18 protein-coding genes and 1 pseudogene are annotated in these 18608 nt (G+C 66.7%); 11 read left to right on the plus strand and 8 right to left on the minus strand.

Annotated features, from left to right (window positions below; genetic code table 11):
• Positions 1 to 56 precede the first annotated feature (56 nt).
• Positions 57 to 338, minus strand: a complete 282-nt coding sequence (locus OMP44_RS01445) for a peptidylprolyl isomerase (protein ID WP_133862742.1) — start codon at positions 336 to 338, stop codon at positions 57 to 59.
• A gap of 153 nt (positions 339 to 491) precedes the next feature.
• Here OMP44_RS01445 and OMP44_RS01450 point away from each other — a divergent pair, with 153 nt between their 5' ends.
• On the plus strand, positions 492 to 1340 hold the full coding sequence (locus OMP44_RS01450; RefSeq protein ID WP_280306087.1) for a CAP domain-containing protein: 849 nt from the start codon (positions 492 to 494) through the stop codon (positions 1338 to 1340).
• Between the two features lie 157 nt (positions 1341 to 1497).
• Here the strand turns inward: OMP44_RS01450 and OMP44_RS01455 are convergent, their stop codons facing one another.
• Positions 1498 to 1878, minus strand: coding sequence for a VOC family protein (locus tag OMP44_RS01455; protein ID WP_280306750.1), 381 nt, complete (start codon positions 1876 to 1878; stop codon positions 1498 to 1500).
• A gap of 61 nt (positions 1879 to 1939) precedes the next feature.
• Positions 1940 to 2275 (minus strand): CopM family metallochaperone, encoded by a 336-nt coding sequence (gene copM, locus OMP44_RS01460; protein ID WP_280306089.1) that lies wholly within the window; start codon positions 2273 to 2275, stop codon positions 1940 to 1942.
• 416 nt (positions 2276 to 2691) lie between these two features.
• Here copM and OMP44_RS01465 point away from each other — a divergent pair, with 416 nt between their 5' ends.
• Together OMP44_RS01465 and OMP44_RS01470 are read left to right on the plus strand one after the other, a co-directional pair.
• Entirely contained in the window at positions 2692 to 3882 is a 1191-nt protein-coding gene (locus OMP44_RS01465) for a sugar transporter (protein ID WP_280306090.1), read from the plus strand.
• 157 nt (positions 3883 to 4039) lie between these two features.
• Positions 4040 to 4507: a DUF4442 domain-containing protein gene (locus tag OMP44_RS01470; RefSeq protein WP_187979981.1), complete on the plus strand. Its 468-nt coding sequence runs from the start codon at positions 4040 to 4042 to the stop codon at positions 4505 to 4507.
• 247 nt (positions 4508 to 4754) lie between these two features.
• On the opposite strand, the gene OMP44_RS01475 is transcribed toward OMP44_RS01470, so the two are convergent.
• Positions 4755 to 7154 (minus strand): DEAD/DEAH box helicase, encoded by a 2400-nt coding sequence (locus tag OMP44_RS01475; protein WP_280306091.1) that lies wholly within the window; start codon positions 7152 to 7154, stop codon positions 4755 to 4757.
• Between the two features lie 180 nt (positions 7155 to 7334).
• On the opposite strand from OMP44_RS01475, the gene OMP44_RS01480 reads away from it, so the two are divergent.
• From OMP44_RS01480 to OMP44_RS01490, 3 genes are all read left to right on the plus strand, one after another.
• Positions 7335 to 8696: a cation:proton antiporter gene (locus OMP44_RS01480; protein WP_263259789.1), complete on the plus strand. Its 1362-nt coding sequence runs from the start codon at positions 7335 to 7337 to the stop codon at positions 8694 to 8696.
• A 29-nt stretch (positions 8697 to 8725) separates the two neighbouring features.
• Complete coding sequence (gene trhA, locus OMP44_RS01485; RefSeq protein WP_133863286.1) at positions 8726 to 9352, plus strand: PAQR family membrane homeostasis protein TrhA; 627 nt, start codon at positions 8726 to 8728, stop codon at positions 9350 to 9352.
• A 144-nt stretch (positions 9353 to 9496) separates the two neighbouring features.
• Positions 9497 to 9895, plus strand: coding sequence for a septal ring lytic transglycosylase RlpA family protein (locus tag OMP44_RS01490; protein ID WP_187979979.1), 399 nt, complete (start codon positions 9497 to 9499; stop codon positions 9893 to 9895).
• 6 nt (positions 9896 to 9901) lie between these two features.
• Here OMP44_RS01490 and OMP44_RS01495 read toward each other — a convergent pair whose 3' ends face one another.
• Entirely contained in the window at positions 9902 to 10918 is a 1017-nt protein-coding gene (locus OMP44_RS01495) for a GGDEF domain-containing protein (protein ID WP_280306092.1), read from the minus strand.
• A gap of 245 nt (positions 10919 to 11163) precedes the next feature.
• On the opposite strand from OMP44_RS01495, the pseudogene OMP44_RS01500 reads away from it, so the two are divergent.
• Positions 11164 to 11796 (plus strand): annotated as a pseudogene (locus OMP44_RS01500) (DJ-1/PfpI family protein).
• Positions 11790 to 12413 carry a glutathione S-transferase family protein gene (locus tag OMP44_RS01505; RefSeq protein WP_187979976.1) on the plus strand — a complete coding sequence of 208 codons (624 nt, stop codon included), beginning with the start codon at positions 11790 to 11792 and terminating at the stop codon, positions 12411 to 12413. Before OMP44_RS01500 ends, OMP44_RS01505 begins: the two are co-directional and overlap by 7 nt.
• Before the next feature lie 15 nt (positions 12414 to 12428).
• Here the strand turns inward: OMP44_RS01505 and OMP44_RS01510 are convergent, their stop codons facing one another.
• Together OMP44_RS01510 and OMP44_RS01515 are read right to left on the minus strand one after the other, a co-directional pair.
• Complete coding sequence (locus OMP44_RS01510; RefSeq protein ID WP_187979975.1) at positions 12429 to 13289, minus strand: ion transporter; 861 nt, start codon at positions 13287 to 13289, stop codon at positions 12429 to 12431.
• 72 nt (positions 13290 to 13361) lie between these two features.
• On the minus strand, positions 13362 to 14348 hold the full coding sequence (locus OMP44_RS01515; RefSeq protein ID WP_280306093.1) for a LysR family transcriptional regulator: 987 nt from the start codon (positions 14346 to 14348) through the stop codon (positions 13362 to 13364).
• A gap of 239 nt (positions 14349 to 14587) precedes the next feature.
• Here OMP44_RS01515 and OMP44_RS01520 point away from each other — a divergent pair, with 239 nt between their 5' ends.
• The 3 genes from OMP44_RS01520 to OMP44_RS01530 are packed head-to-tail and all read left to right on the plus strand — an operon-like array spanning position 14588 to position 18150.
• The gene (locus OMP44_RS01520) at positions 14588 to 15883 is read left to right on the plus strand and encodes an MFS transporter (protein ID WP_158892754.1); all 1296 of its coding nucleotides are present in this window, start codon (positions 14588 to 14590) and stop codon (positions 15881 to 15883) included.
• Positions 15884 to 15899: 16 nt separating this feature from the next.
• Positions 15900 to 17129, plus strand: coding sequence for a Zn-dependent hydrolase (locus OMP44_RS01525; RefSeq protein WP_280306094.1), 1230 nt, complete (start codon positions 15900 to 15902; stop codon positions 17127 to 17129).
• Position 17130: 1 nt separating this feature from the next.
• Positions 17131 to 18150: a histone deacetylase family protein gene (locus OMP44_RS01530; RefSeq protein ID WP_280306095.1), complete on the plus strand. Its 1020-nt coding sequence runs from the start codon at positions 17131 to 17133 to the stop codon at positions 18148 to 18150.
• 39 nt (positions 18151 to 18189) lie between these two features.
• Here the strand turns inward: OMP44_RS01530 and OMP44_RS01535 are convergent, their stop codons facing one another.
• Positions 18190 to 18537, minus strand: a complete 348-nt coding sequence (locus OMP44_RS01535; RefSeq protein WP_263259811.1) for a cupin domain-containing protein — start codon at positions 18535 to 18537, stop codon at positions 18190 to 18192.
• Positions 18538 to 18608 lie beyond the last annotated feature (71 nt).

An 18608-nucleotide genomic window follows, 5' to 3' on the forward strand; every position in this document is an offset into this window, starting at 1 on the left:
CGTTTGGAGGCAGGGCGGGGAGGGTACTCCCGCCTTCAGCGGGAGCACCGGCGCGATCAATCCTCGCGGCTGGTGACTTCCACCAGGTGATAGCCGAACTGGGTCTTTACCGGACCCTGGACCTGGTGCAGCGGCGCGCTGAACACCACGGTGTCGAATTCCTTGACCATCTGGCCCGGGCGGAAGGTGCCCAGGTCGCCGCCCTGGCGGCTGGAGGGGCAGCTGGAATTGTCCTTGGCCACCTGGGCGAAGTCGGCGCCCCCTTCGATGGCGGCTTTGAGTTCGTTGCACTTGGCTTCGTCGGAAACCAGGATGTGGCGGGCAGAGGCTTTGGCCATGGGAGAGACTCCTGTTGAATGAGCCGGCGAGCCTACCCCAATCACCCCTGCAAGCAAACTGCCATCCGTTCCTCGGTTGGCCAGGCGGCTGGCTTGCGCCTCGGGTTCAGGCCGGGTACATAGCGCTTCCCTGTTTTCCGGATCCGCTCGCGCATGCCTCGTCTATCTGTCTTTTCCCTGTTGCTGACTACCAGCCTGCTGGCCCAGGCCGCCCTGGCCGCGACGCCCGAGGAGGCGCGGCTGGTCAGCCTGATCAACGCCTATCGCGCCGCGCCCCAGGGCTGCCCCGGCACCCGCGCCGCGGCGCCCCTCGCCGCCGACGGTCGCCTGGCGGCGGTGCGCCTGACCGGTCGTGATCGGCTGCAGAGCGATCTGCGCGCCGCGGGTTATCAGGCGTCCGCGGTGCAGGTGATCATGCTGGCAGGCGCGCCGACTGCCAAGGCGGCCATGGCCGGGCTGCGCCAGCAGTATTGCCGACCGCTGGCCAGCAGTGACTATGCGCAGATCGGGGTGAGTCAGCAGGGACCGCGCTGGCAACTGGTGCTGGCGCGGCCGGTGGTGAGCGCCGGCCTGGGCGACTGGCAGACCGCCGGCAAGGCGGTGCTCGCCGAGGTCAATCGCGCCCGGGCCCAGGCGCGCACCTGCGGCACCCGCCGCTTCGCCGCGACCACGCCGTTGCGCTGGAATCCGGCGCTGGCCAATGCCGCCCTGGCCCACAGCCAGGACATGGCCGGGCGCGACTACTTCTCCCACACCGCCCCCGGTGGCGGCACCGTGGCCGAGCGGGTAGCCAGGCAGGGTTACGGCTGGACCCGCATCGGCGAGAACATCGCCGCTGGCGCCGGTTCGGTCACCCAGGCGATGCAGGGCTGGCTGGCGAGTCCGGGCCACTGCGCCAATCTGATGAATCCGGAATTCACCGAAATGGGCGCGGCCTATGCCCTGAATCCGCGCAGCACCCACAGCCTCTACTGGACCCAGGTGTTTGGCCGGCCGCGCTAGGCGCTGTACGAAAAGTGCCTGCACTCGGTGATGCGTCGTTGAAAAAGCCTTCGGAATGCTCGTTTACCATTCGTAAACTCGGTCGCGAGCCCGGTCCGCTTCCTCAGGCTTCTTTTCGCCTCGCCTGACCTTCGCTCGGCGACCTTTCGCGCAGCGCCTAGGTCGGGTATTCGGCGATCTCGATCAGGTTGAGGTCGGGATCGCGTACATAGACCGAGCGAATCGGTCCGGTGGCGCCGGTGCGCGCCACCGGGCCTTCGATGATCGGCCAGCCTTCGTGCCGCAGATGGGCGATCACTCGCTCCAGCGGCTCACGGGCGATGAAGCAGAGGTCGAGGGCGCCCGGCACCGGCAGGTGGGCCTTGGGTTCGAATTCGTGCCCCCGCTCGTGCAGATTGATCTTCTGGTCGCCATAGCGCAGCGCCTTGCGCCCCGCGCCGAATGTCTCCAGGCGCATACCCAGCACCCGGGTGTAGAAATCCTCGCAGGCGACGAGGTCCGTGGTGGTCAGGACCAGATGATCCAGATGGTCGATCAGCATGGTGGTCTCCGTGTCGGGACTGGCAGCTCACTGTGCCAGTCCCAGACGCGGCGCACCATCACTTGGCGTGGGCCTTGATCCAGCGGTTGAGCTGGTCGATTTCCTTCTGCTGGGCCTGGATGATGTCTTCGGCCAGCTTGCGCATCTCCGGGTCCTTGCCGTACTGGAGCTGGTAGCGGGCCATGTCCACGGCGCCCTCGTGGTGGGCCAGCATGCCCTTGGCGAAGGCCAGGTCCGGGTCCTTGGCCTTGAGCCCTTCTTCCATGCCCTGGTGCATGGTCTCCATGCTCTTCTGCATGTCCTGGTGGGCCGGGTGCTGGGTCTCGGCGGCCTGGGCGACGCCGCCCGCCAGCAAGGTGAGGGCGAGCAGGGTGGAGGTAAGGGTAATACGCATGTTCAAAGCTCCTGCCTGGGCTGATGACGCGAGGCTAGAGCTTGCCCCTGGGGCAAGGTCAATGACCCGCTGCCTTTCGCCAACAGCTTGAGCCGGGCAAAAGGTTTCGCGATGTTTTGTCGCAGCGACGGGCAGCTGCCAGGCCGGTTACCAGGCGAAAAAGCGCCGCCGATCAGCCAGTTGGGTACTCTGGACCGCCAATTGCGGCAGCCGGGCGCAACTGCGGGTGGTTGTGAGGGTCCGAATCGACAGCGTAGAATTTTTACCACATCCAATTCCAATCCCTACCTACAGCAGACTTCTCGCTCGCGAACAGGCGTCGCAGGCGGGCCAAGCCTTTGCTCGTGGGTTTTCGTCGTCGGCTTTCCGCCTGGAAGTCGCTGTCCACCCTTTCGCTCTGGAGTAGAAGACCCCCCATGGATGCTACCACCGAAGCCCGGAAATCCAGCTGGTCCGGTGTCATCGCCCTGGCCCTGGCCGCCTTCATCTTCAACACCACGGAATTCGTCCCGGTGGCGCTGCTCAGCGACATCGGCCGCAGTTTCGACATGCGTCCCTCGCAGGTCGGGTTGATGCTGACCATCTATGCCTGGGTGGTCGCCCTGATGTCGCTGCCGATGATGCTCGCCACCCGCTCCATCGAGCGGCGCCGCCTGCTGATGTTCGTCTTCGTCGTTTTCATCGCCTGCCACGGCCTCTCCGGGGTGGCCTGGAGCTTCGAGGTGCTGGTGGCCAGCCGCATCGGCATCGCCTTTGCCCATGCGGTGTTCTGGTCGATCACCGCCTCGCTGGCGGTGCGCATCGCCCCGGCCGGCAAGCAGACCCAGGCGCTCGGCCTGCTGGCCACCGGCACCTGCCTGGCCATGGTGCTGGGCATTCCACTGGGTCGGGTACTGGGCGAGTTGCTGGGCTGGCGCTACACCTTCGTCGCCATCGCGGCGTTGGCGGTGGGTACGGTCCTGTGGCTGGCGCGCAACCTGCCGCTGCTGCCCAGCGAGAACTCCGGTTCCCTGGCCAGCCTGCCGGTGCTGTTCAAGCGCCCGGCGCTGCTGTGCATCTACCTGCTCACCACCCTGGTGGTGACCGCCCACTTCACCGGCTACAGCTACATCGAGCCCTTCGCCGTGGAAGTGGCGGGCATGGGCGGCATGCAGATCACCGCCTTGCTGCTGCTGTTCGGCGGTTCCGGCGTCATAGGTTCGCTGCTGTTCAGCCGCTACAGCCTGAGATTCCCCAATGGCTTCCTGGTCGCGGCCATCGCCGGCATCGCCCTGTCGCTGCTGTTGCTGCTGCCCTTCGCCTGGAAGAGCTTCATGCTGGAAGGGCTGAGCGTGGTCTGGGGCATCGCCATCATGAGTTTCGGCCTGGCGCTGCAATCCAAGGTGCTGGCGCTGGCCAAGGACGCTACCGACGTCGCCATGGCGCTGTTCTCCGGCATCTACAACGTCGGCATCGGCGGCGGCGCCCTGCTCGGCAGCGTGGTGGGGACCCATGTCGGCATGCCCTACATCGGCCTGGTGGGTGGCAGCCTGGCGGTGGCCGGCCTGCTGTTCGCGATCTTCATGACGCGGCGCTACACCGAGCAGCTCAACGCCAATCCGCTGTAAGGCCCGCGGGCGCCTCCTCGACGAGGCGCCCCGGCCACGCGACCCGGGGGTCGCGAACTGTCTGCCGGGCCGCGTCCGCCAGTCGTGGAGCAGCCCGGGACGAAGCGCTAAGCTGCGGACACCTGGCGCTCCGGCCAGGCTGCCGGATGCGCTCGCCATGAATCGACTGCTGTTCAATCTCTTCGTCTGGACCAAGGTGCCCATCGCCAAGATCGCCGGCCTGCGCCTGCGGCACCTGGACGATGCCGGCTGCCAGATGCAGGTCACCCATGGCTGGCTGAACCAGAATCCCTTCAAGAGCATGTTCTGGGCGGTGGAGGGCATGGCGGCGGAATTTTCCACCGGCATCCTCGCCGACCGGCACATTCGCCGTTCCGGCAGCCGCTACGCCATGCTGGTGGTGGCCATGAGCGCGACCTTCAGCAAGAAGGCCGTGGGCACCCTCGTCTTTCGCTGCGACCAGGGCGCGGCCATCGCCGCAGCGCTGGTGCGCGCCCGGGAGACCGGCGAGCCGCAGCAGGTCGAGCTGCGAAGCGTAGGCACCGACGAAAGCGGTGAGCAGGTGTCGGAGTTCTTCTTTACCTGGAGCTTCAAGGCGCGGGTGCCGCTAGGGACGTCCCGGTAGGAGCGACTGTCTTTATCGCGGCCACTCCTATAGGAATATCCGTTTCACGTAGGAGCGGCCCATGGCCGCGATCGGCAGCGTGATCCACGGGCAGGATGCTTCGAGGGGTGGATAAGGCTTCGCCGTTATCCACCCTACGCGGTTGATCGCGGCCATGGGCCGCTCCTACGGTTACCATGGTACCTGTGGCAGGCGGACCGCCATGGCCGCGATTGGTAGCGTGACCCCCGGTGGCTTTCCGCGCCGCCTAACGCCCGAAGCGCCCACTGCGCCGCTCGCCCCGTCCCTGGCGGCGCTCGCCCTTGCCTTTGCCCTGACCCTTTTCCTGGCCGCGTGGCCGCCGCCGGCGCGACAACTCCCGGGTGATGGCGTCGTTGAGCAGGTCGCGATGGTCCTGGCCGCGTTCCAGCGCCGGAAACAGCTCGGGCAGGCTGCGCGACAGGTGCAGATAGGTCTCCACCACGTGCAGGGCGCTTTCCAGCCCGGCGAGATCGGTGCCCATGGGGATGCGCGGCAGGTCCACCGGCTCGCCACGGGCGACGCTGCGCAGCCAGCGCTGGGCCTGGCCGCTGGCCGGGCCTTCCAGGCCGCCGCGGATCGGCGTGCAGGCGAAGATCCAGCGCAGCTGGAAATCGATGCCGGGCAGGTCGATCAGCTTGATCCACTCGGCCAGCTCGTCGGGCAGTACCGAGACGAAGGCGTCGCCATAGTTGATGTTGCGATTGAAGGTCAGCCAGGTGCGCAGCAGGCTGGGCTCTTCCATGAACTCGGACAGCGCGCGCAGGTGCTCCAGACTCGGCCGCACCTGGAACTGGTGCAGGTCAACCGGATCGTCCGGACTGTGGAACAGCCGCTTGATGTTGCGCAGCACATGGGGTTCCAGCGCGGTGATCTCGCCTTCGGCATGGTGACCGAAGCGCCCGGCGCGCCCGCCGATCTGCTTGACCTCCTGCACCCGCAGTGGACGATTCTCCACCCCGTCAAATTTCTCGTCGGTGTAGAAGCACAGGGTGTGGGCCGGCAGGTTGAGGCCCATGCCCACCGCATCGGTGGCGACCATGATCTCGGTCTCGCCTTCGCGGAAGCGGCGTGCCTGCTCCCGGCGCACTTCCGGCGAGAGGGCGCCGTAGACCACCGAGACCCGGCGGCCGGCCATCTCCAGCAGTCCCTTGAGTTCCAGCACCACCCGCCGGCTGAAGGCCACCAGCAGCGAACCCGGTTCCAGGCGTTCCAGGGTGGTGGCGTGGCGCGCCACCGTGACCGGTGACAGGCGCTTGGTGGGCTTGATCTCCAGACGGTCCTCGCAGAGGGCGCTGAGGGTGCGCAGCGAAGGTTCGATCAGCGCCGGACCGGTCATCAGCAGGCGTTTGGTGTGGGCACTGACCAGGGCATCGACCCAGGCCCAGCCGCGCTGCGGATCGGCCAGCATCTGCACCTCGTCGACCACCACCACCTCCCACTGCTGGCGGCGGAAGCGGGCGAATTCCTCGACGGTGCAGCAGAAGTGGGTGGCGCCCGGACGGATGATCTCCTCCTCGCCGGTGACCAGCGAGCAGGGTACGCCGAGGGATTCCAGGCGCTCCTGGTTTTCCAGGGCCATCAGCCGCAGCGGCGAGAGGTAGATGGCATGGGTCACCGCCGCCATGGCCTCGATGGATCTGTGGGTCTTGCCGCTGTTGGTGGGGCCGAGCAGGGCGGTCCAGGTGCGGGTCAGCCGCCGGGCCGGATAGTTCTGGTGGTACTGGCCGAAGCGCGGGTTGTTTTCCAGCAGCACGGCGAAGGCCATCTTCTCGCGCTGCTGGGCCACCGCATGGCGCAGGGCGCGGCGCAGCTTGTCGGCTTCCAGGCGCATCAGCTCCTGCAGACGCGGCGTGCCCAGCTGGTGCAGGTCGAAGTCCAGGGCGTCGGCTTCGCCCACCAGCACGGCGAAACGCTCGCGCAGGTCCCTCTCGGCTTCGGCCCTGAGCGCGGCGACATCGGCAGCGCCGAGCAGGCGGCCCTGGTTGGCCGCCAGCCGCCGGGGGATCTCCAGGCGAATGTCGTCGTGGGTCAGGACCACGTTGAATCTCAGTTCGTGGCGCGTCTCGTTGAGCACCTCCACCGCCCGCGGCAGGAAGTCGTCCAGACGGATCAGCGCCTGGGGCACCCGCTCCAGCACCCGCTGGCGATCCTCGTCGGCCATCTCGGCGAAGGGCACCGCCAGGAGGCCCAGACGCTCGCGCACAGCGTCACCCAGGCGCTCGCCGACCGCGGCGGCGAAGGCTTCGGCGCAAGCGCTGTCAGCCAGATTGAGCGCCCAGTGGGGTTCGAGCAGTTCGCTTGCCGCGCCGCCGGTAAAGAGCTTTTCACTGCCGAAGACATCCACCGGATAGCCGAAGGTCTTGCCGGCATTGAGCAGCGCCTGGCCCAGCAGGCTGTCGGGATCGGGCGCGCTGCCTGCAGCCACCGCGGCGGCTTCGTCCAGACCCAGCCAGAAGGCCTTGGCGATCCGCCCCAGGTGCGGCAGGGGATAACCCGAATAGGGCTTGAACCAGAGTTCCTGGTGCTGTTGCCTGGCGACGAAGTCGGAATGGGTGCGGCCGGCCCAGTCGAGGAAGCGCTGCAGGCGTTCGAGGCGGCGTTGCTTGCGGAGGCGGTGATCGCTCATGCGAGGAGAGATTTTCCTTGGGGACTATAGGGCATGGGACCCCGGCGATGGGCACGGGGTCACGGCTGCACGCGCCATTCGGCAGATAGGGGGCACCGTGGCTGCGTTTGCGCAGTCTCCATCACAAGGGTGGCGTTCGCTACCCGCTCTCCTTCTTCTGTTCTGGATCACGCTACCCACATGACATTTCTCGTCTGGGTCGGGGTATTGGGATCGCTGTTGATGATCCTGGCCCTGACATCCGCCTATCTGCGCTGGCTGCCGGTCACCACCTCGGTGGTCTGTCTGGCCTTCGGCATGCTGATCAGTCCCATCGGCCTGGGCCTCGCCGAGGTCAATTTCCAGGAGTCGGCGACCTGGATCGGTCACCTCACCGAGGTGGCCGTGCTCTTTTCGCTGTTCGTCAGCGGCCTCAAGCTGCGCCTGTCCTTTCATCGCTCCTCCTGGCACGGCGCCTACCTGCTGGCCGGGCCGGTGATGATCCTCAGCATCGCCGGGGTCTGCCTGGTGGCCCACTATCTGCTCGGCCTGCCCTGGGGCGTGGCCCTGCTGATCGGCGCCATCCTCGCGCCCACCGATCCGGTGTTGGCCGGGCTGGTGCAGGTCAACCATGCCCAGGATTTCGACCGGGTGCGCTTCGGTCTCTCCGGCGAGGCGGGCCTCAACGACGGCACCGCCTTTCCCTTCGTGCTGCTCGGCCTGCTGCTCCTGCAGCACGGCGAACTGCAGTGGGGTTGGACCCTGGAGTGGTTCCTCAAGAATGTGGTCTGGGGCGTGCCGGCGGGCCTGCTGCTGGGCTATTTCATGGGCAAGGGGGTCGGACGGCTGATGATCTTCCTGCGCACCCGGCACGGCGACAGCACCATCTCGCCCAATGACTTTCTCGCCCTGGCGTTGATCGCCCTGTCCTATGTGCTGGCCGACGAGATCGGCGCCTTCGGCTTTCTCGCGGTGTTCGCCGCCGGCCTGGGCCTGCGCCAGGCCGAGGTGCAGACCTCCGGCCATGCGGAAGTGCCTTCCGAGCACCTGGCGCAGCCGGTGATCGGTCATCTCACCGGCGCGCCGGAGCGCGCCACCGTCGCCAGCGCCGAGGACATCGAAGAGCCGCGGATGGCGGCCGGGGTGATGATGGGTGACATGCTCGCCTTCGGCAGCCTGGTGGAGCGCTCCTTCGAGGTGCTGCTGGTGACCCTGCTCGGAGTGGTGCTGATCACCCACTGGGACAGCCGCGCGCTGCTGCTGGGCGCCTTGCTGTTCGTGGTTATCCGCCCGCTGGGCGTGGCCACCATGCTGCCCTTCACGCGCATCGATCGCCACCAGGGTGCGCTGATCGGCTGGTTCGGCATCCGTGGCATCGGTAGCCTGTATTATCTGTGCTACGCGCTCACGCATCACGTCACGGCCGACTGGGCCGGGACCATCGTCGACCTGACCCTGTCGGTGGTGGCCTTGAGCATCGCGGTCCACGGGATTTCCATCCAGCCGCTGCTCGACCGCTACGAGCGCCTCACTGCCCGTCGCGAGGGCTCGGCGAGACCCTGAGCCCGTTTGCGACCCATACCGGAGGACGCATGTATCACGGCGAACGTCTCAATGCCTGGACCCATCTGGTCGGCGCCCTGCTGGCCCTGGCCGGCGCCATCACCCTGGTGGTGCTGGCCAGCCTGCAGGGCGATCCCTGGCGCATCGTCAGCGTGGCCATCTACGGAGTCGCGCTGGTGATCCTCTACAGCGTCTCGACCCTCTACCACAGCGTGAAGGGGCGCGCGAAACGCCTGCTGCAGAAGCTCGATCACCTGTCGATCTATCTGCTGATCGCCGGCAGCTACACGCCGTTCTGCCTGGTCACCCTGCGAGGGCCCTGGGGCTGGACGCTGTTCGGCATCGTCTGGGGCCTGGCGCTGATCGGCATGGCGCAGGAGCTCAAGCCGCGCTCGGAGGCGCGCATCCTGTCGCTGGTGATCTACGCCGTCATGGGCTGGATCGTGCTGGTGGCGGTGGGACCGCTGCTGGATCGCCTGGGCGGTGAAGGCTTCGCCTGGCTGGCGGCCGGCGGCGTGCTCTATACCGTGGGCATCCTGTTCTTCGTCTTCGACGATCGCTTCCGCCACTGGCATGGCATCTGGCATGGCTTCGTCATGGCCGGCAGCGCGCTGCACTTCGTCGCCATTCTCAGGTACGTGCTACCGGCGCCCTAGGGCGGTCTTGAGGCGCTCGTCACAGATAGGATGGCCGCTGGCCATCCCTGGCGAACCTCCGGGGGACGCCCGGGTTCAGAGCTAGCTGAACCCGATCCCCGAGCGTTGCTTTCCCGAAAACGAAGAAAAAGAGGAAGGTGAAACGTGTTCATCCGTCCCAGATCCCTCGTATTGCTCCTGTTGCTCGCCTGCAGCGCCTGCCAGGAAAAGGATGCCAAGACCGTCGCCGCGCCAATCAAGAAGGAAGCCAGCTTCGAACAGCGCGGCAAGGCCTCCTTCTATGCGCGCAAATTCCATGGCAAGGAAACCGCCAGTGGCGAGACCTTCAACAACAACGAGCTGGTCGCCGCTCACAAGACCCTGCCGCTTGGCACCCGGGTCAAGGTGACCAACCTGGAAAACGATCGCGCCGTGGTGGTGCGCATCAACGACCGCGGCCCCTATATCCGCGGCCGCATCATCGATCTTTCGCGCGCCGCTGCCCGGCGGGTGGACATGGTCGACGACGGCACCACCGCGGTGAAGGTGGAAAAGCTGGAGTAGCGACCCTCAACGGATCCAGACGGTCTGGTCCTTGCCCTGACGCTTGGCCCGATAGAGCCCTTCGTCCGCCTGGCGCAGCAATTCGTTCAGCGACAGCTCCGGCGTGAGCCGTAGCGCCCCGGCACTGAAGCGGATACCCAGGGGCTCGGCTTCAGCCAGGCGCCTGCGCAGGGTTTCCAGCAGCTGACTGACCCGCGCCTCGTCGAGGTCGCGGATCAGCAGCCCGAATTCCTCGCCGCCCAGCCGGCCGCCTTGCAACCGCGGATCGAGTTGATCGAGTTGCCGCGCCGTGGCGAACAGCACCTGGTCACCGACCTGATGGCCGTGGCGGTCGTTGATCTCCTTGAAGTTGTCGATGTCGAGCATGACGAAATGCCTGGGCGCCTGCCCGCTCTCGCCGCGGGCCGCGTCGACCCGCTCGAGGAGCTTGCGGCGGTTGGCGATTCCGGTGAGTTCATCGGTCTCCGCGAGAATCCGATAGCGCTCCTTGAGAATGAAGGTCCGCCGCATCCACTGGCTGTTGGCGTGGTTGTAGGCGATGCCGATGGCCAGGGTGGCGCCTACCAGCAAACCGACCAGTTGCACCGGCATGGCGGCGGGTATCAGCTGGGCCTGACCGGCGAAGAGGATGAAGGCGGCGCCGGCGAGGGTGGTCAGGTAGTGGGAGAGGCGATAGGTCAGGCCGCAGGTGCCCAGCACGACGACGATGGCGATGGGGAGATTCCAGTAGTGACCCACGGCGCCGCCATCCTGGATCTGGATGCGAAAGGCGAGGATGAGCGCCCAGATGTTGCCCGTGAAGGTCAGACTCATCATGCGCGCGCTGCGCGCCACGCTGAGCAGGGCGCTGATCCCCAGCAACAGCAGCATCAGCGCGAAATAGCGCGCCTTGTAGGGACTGCCGATCAGCGGATTGCTCCACAGGCTCAGCGGCCACATCGCCAGCATCAGGGGCTGCAACACCAGCAGGGGCGTGCGCAGCACCCGGCGGACATGCTGTTCATAGCGAATATCGTCGTCCATCGACATCTCGGAAAGGGGTAGGGCCGCTGGACGATGGCAAATCGGCCGATGGCTCGGCCAGGGTGCGTCACTGTAATGGCTAAGTGCTAGCGCTTCCAAGTAGGGCAGGGGTGCTATTGCCCGCCTTAGAGCGGTTTATCGATGGCCGGCCTGACTGTATGGCCAGCCTGGCGCGGCACTGTATCTGGCCGACGCCCGCCCGTGAGGCCGAGACTCTCGCTTCACCCCGCGCCTCTGGTAGCCCCATGCACCTCGCCATCCTCACCTTCGACGGCTTCAACGAACTGGACTCCCTGATCGCCCTGGGCCTCCTCAATCGCATCAAGCGTCCGGACTGGCGGGTCTCGCTGATGGCGCCGACCCCCTGCGTGACCTCCATGAACGGCGTTCGCCTGGAGCGTCAGGCCGGCTTCGACGAACTGGCGGACTGCACCGCCGTGCTGGTGGGCAGTGGCAGCCGTACCCGGGAACTGGCGCGAGACGCCGCCCTGCTGGAACAGCTGGCGGTGCTCGACCCCGGACACCAGCTGATCGGCGCCCAGTGCTCCGGCACCCTGTTGCTGGCGCGCCTCGGCCTGCTCGACGGTGTACCCGGCTGCACCGATCTCACCACCAGGCCCTGGGTGCAGGAAGCCGGCATCGAGGTGCTGGCGCAACCCTTCTTCGCCCGCGGCAACCTGGCCACCGCCGGCGGCTGCCTGGCCTCCAGCTACCTGGCGGCCTGGGCCATCGCCCGGCTGCTGGGCCGCGAGGCCGCGGCCGAGGCGTTGCATTAAGTGGCACCGGTGGGCGAGAAGGAGGACTATGTGCAGCGCGCGCTCGGCAATATCGAGCCCTATCTCAGCCATCCATCCCGGGAGGTCGCCTCGGCATGCTGAAAATTCTCGGTCGCGTCTCTTCGATCAACGTCCGCAAGGCGCTCTGGTGCCTCGACGAACTGGGCCTGGGCTATGAGCGCGAGGACTGGGGCGCCGGCTTTCGCTCGGCGCAATCCGCCGAGTACCTGCAGTGGAATCCCAATGGCCAGATCCCGGTCCTGCTGGACGGCGACTTCGTGCTCTGGGAATCCAACAGCATCCTGCGCTACCTGGCCAATGCCCATGGTGGCGAAGCGTTGTATCCCACCGCGCCGCGCGCCCGGGCGCGGGTCGATCAGTGGCTGGACTGGCAGGCCTGCGAACTCAATCCGGCCTGGAGCTACGCCTATCTGGCCCTGGTGAAGCAGCAGCCGCCGCAGCCCGATCCGCAGCGCCTGGCGCAAGGTGTCGCCGCCTGGAACGGGCGCATCGCCATTCTGGAAGCGCACCTGGCGCAGCACGGCCCCTATGTGGCCGGCGAACACTTCAGCCTGGCCGACATCGCCCTCGGCCTGTCGCTGCACCGCTGGCGGTGCACTCCGATCGAGCGCTTCGCGACGCCGGCAATCGCGGCCTATCTCGAACGTCTGGCCACGCGCCCGGCCTGGGCCTGCTATGCCAGCGACGCCACGCCCTGAGACGCAGCGTCCGGCCTAGTGGGCCGACTCCTCCGGCTGGCTCTTCTCAGTAGGAGGGAACAGCGGATTGCCGCAGCGATTGCAAAAGGAGGAGTCGGGCTCGTGGGTAGGCTTCTGGCAGCGTGGACAGTCGCGCTGTAGCGTGGCGCTGCGCATGGCGTTGGCCAGCTCCGCGGTAAAGATGCCGGTGGGCACGGCGATGATCGAATAACCGGTGATCATGATCATGCCCGCCAGGGTCTGGCCCAGTGCCGTCTTGGGCACCATGTCGCCGAAGCCCACGGTGGTCAGGGTCACCACCGCCCAGTAGATGCTGCGCGGGATGCTGGTAAAGCCGTTGGCCGGTCCTTCGATGACGTACATGAAGGTGCCGAACATGGTCACCAGGGTGCAGATGGCCAGCAGGAAGACGGTGATCTTCTGCCGGCTGCTGCTCAGCGCCACCATCAGGAAATCTGCCTGGCTCAGGTAGGGCGTCAGCTTGAGCACGCGGAACACCCGCATCATCCGCAGCACCCGGATGACGAGGAAATACTGGGCATCGGGCATCAGCAGGGCGATAAAGGCCGGCAGCACGGCCAGCAAATCGATGAAGCCATAGAAACTGGTGACGTACTGGCGCGGCCGGGGCGCGCAGATCACCCGCAGCAGGTATTCGATCGCGAAGAGACCGGTAAAGATCCATTCCAGCCCATAGAGCCAGCTGCCGTAGCGCAGATGGATGGCCTGGATGCTGTCCAGCATCACCACGCCCAGGCTGGCCATGATGACCGCCAGCAGCAGGGTGTCGAAGAGTCTTCCGGCCGGGGTGTAGGTGTGGAAGATGATGATGTACAGGCGCTCGCGCCAGGTGCCTGGGCGAGGGTAGGGATCCATGGGAGCTCCTTAGCAGGGATATCCAACGGATCAGCATAGCAAGACCCTTCCCGTGGACCGAGTGAAAGCGCCCTAGAGCCGCGCGGTTACCTCGGTGGTCGCCAGCAGATGCTGGAAGCCTTCCAGCAGCGCCGTTTCCGCCTGGGTCATGCGCTGCTCGCGGTGCCAGAGCAGGTGCACGTCGACATCGGCCACGCCTTCGCCGGGCGGCAGTCGCCAGAGTTCGCCGGCGGCCACGTCATCGGTCACTACATGCTGGGGCAGACAGCCGATGCCGTAACCGGCGCCGACCAGACGGCGGATTTCTTCGAGGCTGGGTGAGGAAGCGACGATCCGTCCGGTGAAGCCCTGCTGATCGCGAAAGATGGTGAGCGGCGAGAGGCTGCCGCCAATCTGGTCGCTGGTGAAACTGACGAAGTTCTCGCCCTGCAGATCGGCCAGCGACAGGTCACTGCGCCCGAACAGGGGATGGCGACGTCCGCAGAAAAAGGCATAGCGCTGCTGCAACAGCACCCGTTGCTCCAGTTTTGGCTGAGGAATACGGCAGAGGGCGAGGCCCAGGGTCGCGGTCTTCTGCAGCAGGGAGCTGATGATGTCCGAGCTGCGCATCACGTCGATCTCCAGTTCCACCCGCGGAAAGCGGCGGTGGAAGTCGGCGAGGAAGTCGTCGTAGCAGCGCGACTGGATGCGGCTGATGGTGAGCATCCGCACCTTGCCCACCACGGTTTCCGTTGAGCGCTCCAGCGCAGCGCCGAGACGGGAGACGTTGCCATAAAGGTCGCTGGCGATGCGGGCCACCTCTTCGCCGGCCTCGGTGAGGGCGAAGCGCGGCCCCCGGCGAATGATCAGCCCGCGATCGAGTTGTTCCTCCAGCCGCTTGAGGGCTTGGCTGACGGCTGGCTGAGTCAGGTGCAGCCGCGCGGCCGCACGACTCACGCTGCCCTCCTGAACGATCACCAGATAGGTGCGCAGGAGATTCCAGTCCAGCCGATCGTTGAGAAAGCGGCGGCCGTCTGGCAAGGGCGCGGGGGAGAGCGGTTCATCCTGATTATTAGCCATGCTTATAGATAGGTATAAGAATTAGAAAATTGACTAATCTTAGCCTGCCAAGGGATAACGACGTCAAGGCGCCCTAGAACGCTCCTGCATTCTTCATCCTCTCCTGCCCAACAAGAACGATATCCCCAGGAGTGCTGCGTCCATGTCTCCCTGATCGCCCCTGCCCATCGCTCTCCGTGCGTCCGGCCTTTGATCCGCCGCGCCGCGTCCTTTTCCGGCAGTCGATAGGAGCACCCTGCATGCCGTCCACCTCACCGCGTCGCCAACCCAGGCGCGCCGCCGCCGCTGCCTTCGTGGGCACCACCATCGAGTGGTACGACTACTACATCTTCGCCACCGCCGCCGCGCTGGTCTTCGGCCAGCTGTTCTTTCCCTCCGAAGACCGCTTGCTGAGCACCCTGGCCGCCTTCGGCACCTTCGCCGTGGGGTTCTTCGCCCGGCCATTGGGTGGCCTGGTCTTCGGCCATATCGGCGACCGCATCGGCCGCAAGAAATCCCTGATCGTCACCCTGCTGATGATGGGCGTGGTCACCGTGCTCATCGGCGTGCTACCCACCTACAGCCAGGCCGGCGTCTGGGCGCCGATCCTGCTGATCCTGCTGCGGGTGGTGCAGGGCATCGCCGTGGGTGGCGAATGGGGCGGCGCCGTGCTGATGGCCGGCGAGCATGCACCGGCCGGTCGACGGACCTTTTTCGCCTCCTTCGCCCAGTGGGGCAGCCCGGCCGGCCTGATCCTGTCGATCATCGCCTTTCGTAGCGTCACCAGCCTGCCGGAAGAGGATCTGCTCGACTGGGGCTGGCGCCTGCCGTTCCTGGCCAGCGCGCTGCTGCTGGTGGTCGGCCTGGCCATCCGCCTGGGCGTGGACGAGTCCCCCGAATTCGCCGAGATGAAGGAGCGCCAGGAAACGGCCAAGGCGCCGGCGGCCGAAGTGCTGCGCACCGCCTGGCGTCCGCTGCTGCTGTGCATCGGCGCCAATACCCTGGGCATCGCCGGAGTCTATTTCACCAACACCTTCATGCTCAGCTACACCACCCAGGTGCTGGAGTTGTCGCGCTCGCTGATCCTTGATTGCCTGCTGTTCGTCGCCCTCATCCAGTTCCTGGTCCAGCCGCTGGCCGCGCTGCTCGCCGAGCGTATGGGCAGCGCACGTTTCCTGCTGTTGATCGCGGCCCTGGCCATGGCCTCGCCCTATCCGATGTTCGTGCTGGTCAAGACCGGCTCGGCGCCGCTGATCGTGCTGGGAATCGCCCTGGCGGCCGCCTGCATGGCGTCCTTCTATGCGGTGATCGCCGGCTTCGTCAGTGGCGTCTTCGCTACCCGGGTGCGCTACACCGCCATCTCCATGGCCTACCAGGTCTGTGGCGCCATTGCCGGTGGCCTGACCCCCATGGTCGGCACCCTGTTGGCCCATCGCTTCACGGGCGAGTGGTGGCCGCTGGCGGTCTTCTACTCCCTGCTGGCCGGCCTGTCGCTGCTGTGCGTGGCGGCTCTGGCGCGCCGTCGGGAGGCCACTGCCCATGTCTCTCCCGCCTGATTACAAGGAATCCAGCATGTATCGAATTGATGGCGAGCGCCTCTGGCAGAGTCTGGCCGCCATGGCCGAGATCGGTCCGGGCGAGGCCGGGGGCAGCAGTCGCCTGGCCCTGAGCGAAGAAGATCGCCAGGGGCGGGCGCTGTTCAGCCAGTGGTGCGGGGCCGCCGGCCTCAGCCTGGCGGTGGACCCCATCGGCAACCTGTTCGCCCGTCGTCCGGGGCTTGATGACCAGGCCGCGCCGGTGGTCATGGGCAGCCATCTGGACACCCAACCCAAGGGCGGGCGCTTCGATGGCGTCTATGGCGTGCTCGCCGGGCTGGAGGTGATGCGCAGCCTGAACGACGCGGACATCCAGACCGACCGACCCCTGGAACTCGCCGTCTGGACCAACGAGGAGGGTGCGCGCTTCACGCCGGCCATGCTGGGTTCCGCAGTCTTCACCGGGCAGTTGCCCCTGGCCGAGGCCCTGGCGACCTGCGACCGTGACGGCATCTCCGTGGCCACGAGTCTGGAACGCACCGGCTATGCCGGCGACCAGCCGTTGGGGCGGGCCTTCGATAGCTATTTCGAGGCCCATATCGAGCAGGGCCCGGTGCTCGAAGACGAAGGCCTGGCCGTCGGCGTGGTCACCGGGGGCCAGGCGATCTGCTGGCTCGACGTGTGCGTCCGCGGCACCGCGGCCCACGCCGGCACCACCCCCATGGCCAGGCGCCGGGATGCCCTGTTCGGCGTCGGCCGGATGCTGGCGGCGCTGGAGGATCTGGCTTCTCGCTTCGGTGACGGACTGGTCACCGTGGGGCAACTGGACGTGGCGCGCTCCTCGCGCAACACCATCGCCGGCGAGGTGCGCTTCACCCTGGACCTGCGTCACCCCCAGGACCAGACCCTGGCAGCGCTGGAAACCGCCGCACGCGATTGCCTGGCCGCCGTGGCCGACGAGCGCGGCTTGTCGCTGGACGTCCAGCGGCACTGGCTGAGCCCTGCCACCCCCTTTGCCGCCGACTGCGTCGGCGCCGTGCGCGAGGCGGTCCAGGCGCTGGGCTATCCCCACCGCGACATCATCAGCGGCGCCGGTCACGACGCCATCCACCTGGCCAGGCACTGCTCCACGGCGATGATCTTCATCCCCTGTGCCGGCGGCCTGAGCCACAACGAGGCCGAATCGGCCAGTTTCGATGACGTCCGCCGCGGCGCCGACGTCCTGTTCAATGCCGTGCTGGCCCGCGCGGGCCGTCAGGAGAGATGACATGAAGACCTTTTTCCATCCCGATCAGCGCCTGCATCATCCGCGCAGCTACCTGTCCCGTGGCCAGATGCGCACCCCCCAGGAAGTGCCGGCCCGCCTCGACGCCCTGCTGGCCGCGGTGGAGCGGCTGGGCTATCCCCTCGAACAGCCGGCGGATCACGGCCGCGCGCCGCTGCATGCCGTGCACGGCGAGGCCTATGTGACCTACCTGGAGAATGCCTATCGCGACTGGCACCAGGTGCCCGAGGACTGGGGTGACGAGGTGATGTCGAACATCTATGTCCGCGAGAACAACCCATTGCGTGGCATCCTTGGCCAGACCGCCCGCTACCTGGCGGACGGCAGTTGCCCGATCGGCGCCCAGACCTGGGCCGCCGTCTATGGCTCCGCCCAGAGCGCGGTGGCGGCGGCGCGCTGCGTACGTGACGGCGAGCCGGCCGCCTATGCGCTGTGTCGCCCGCCAGGCCACCATGCCCGGGCCGAGGCGGCTGGTGGTTTCTGCTACCTGAACGGAGCGGCCATCGCCGCCCAGGAGCTACGGACGCGCTTTGCCCGAGTCGCCATCCTGGATACCGACATGCACCACGGTCAGGGCATCCAGGAAATCTTCTACGAGCGCGACGACGTCTTTTACCTGTCGATCCACGGCGATCCGACCAACTTCTATCCGGTGGTGGCCGGCTTCGCCGACGAGCATGGCAGTGGGCAGGGCGAAGGCTGCAACCTCAACCTGCCGATGCCCCATGGCGCTTCCGAGGCCGACTTCTTCGCCCGGCTTGAGGAAGCCGAGGCGGCGCTACGGCAGTGGGCGCCGGACGTGCTGGTGCTGTCCCTCGGCTTCGACATCTACGAAAACGATCCGCAGTCCAAGGTGGCGGTGAGTCAGGCGGGATTCGGCGTGCTGGGCGACAGGATCAAGGCCCTGGGACTGCCCACGGTGATCGTGCAGGAAGGGGGGTACGACCTGGACACCCTGAGCGACAACGCCGAGCGCTTCTTCCGCGGCTTCGACGGTCGCTGAAGCCTGGGCCGCCGGCAGCGGTGCCGGGGCCTGGCGGGATCAGGCGAAGACGAAATACTTGCGCACCGTCTCGACCACTTCCCAGGTGCCCTTCATGCCGGGTTCGACGACGAAGATGTCGCCGGCCTTGAGGTGAATGGGTTGCTGGCCATCGGGGGTGATGATGCAGTACCCCTCCTGGAAGTGGCAGTACTCCCACTTCACGTAGTCGACGCGCCACTTGCCGGGGGTGCAGATCCAGGTGCCCATGATCTTGCTGCCGTCATCGGAGGTGTAGGCATTGAGGTTGACGGTATGGGGCTCACCTTCGATGCGCTCCCATTTGCAGGCATCGACCACGGGCAGGGGTTGGGTGTCGCGCAGAACGGTGATGGGCGGGTTGGCCATGGCGGCTCTCCTGGTGATGGAAGCCGTCAAGGGTGAGGGGTCGCCCCGGACCGGAGTTGTCCAGGGTCGAC

This window comes from Pseudomonas flavocrustae, assembly GCF_029872515.1.
Classification (GTDB): Bacteria; Pseudomonadota; Gammaproteobacteria; order Pseudomonadales; family Pseudomonadaceae; genus Chryseomonas; species Chryseomonas aestiva.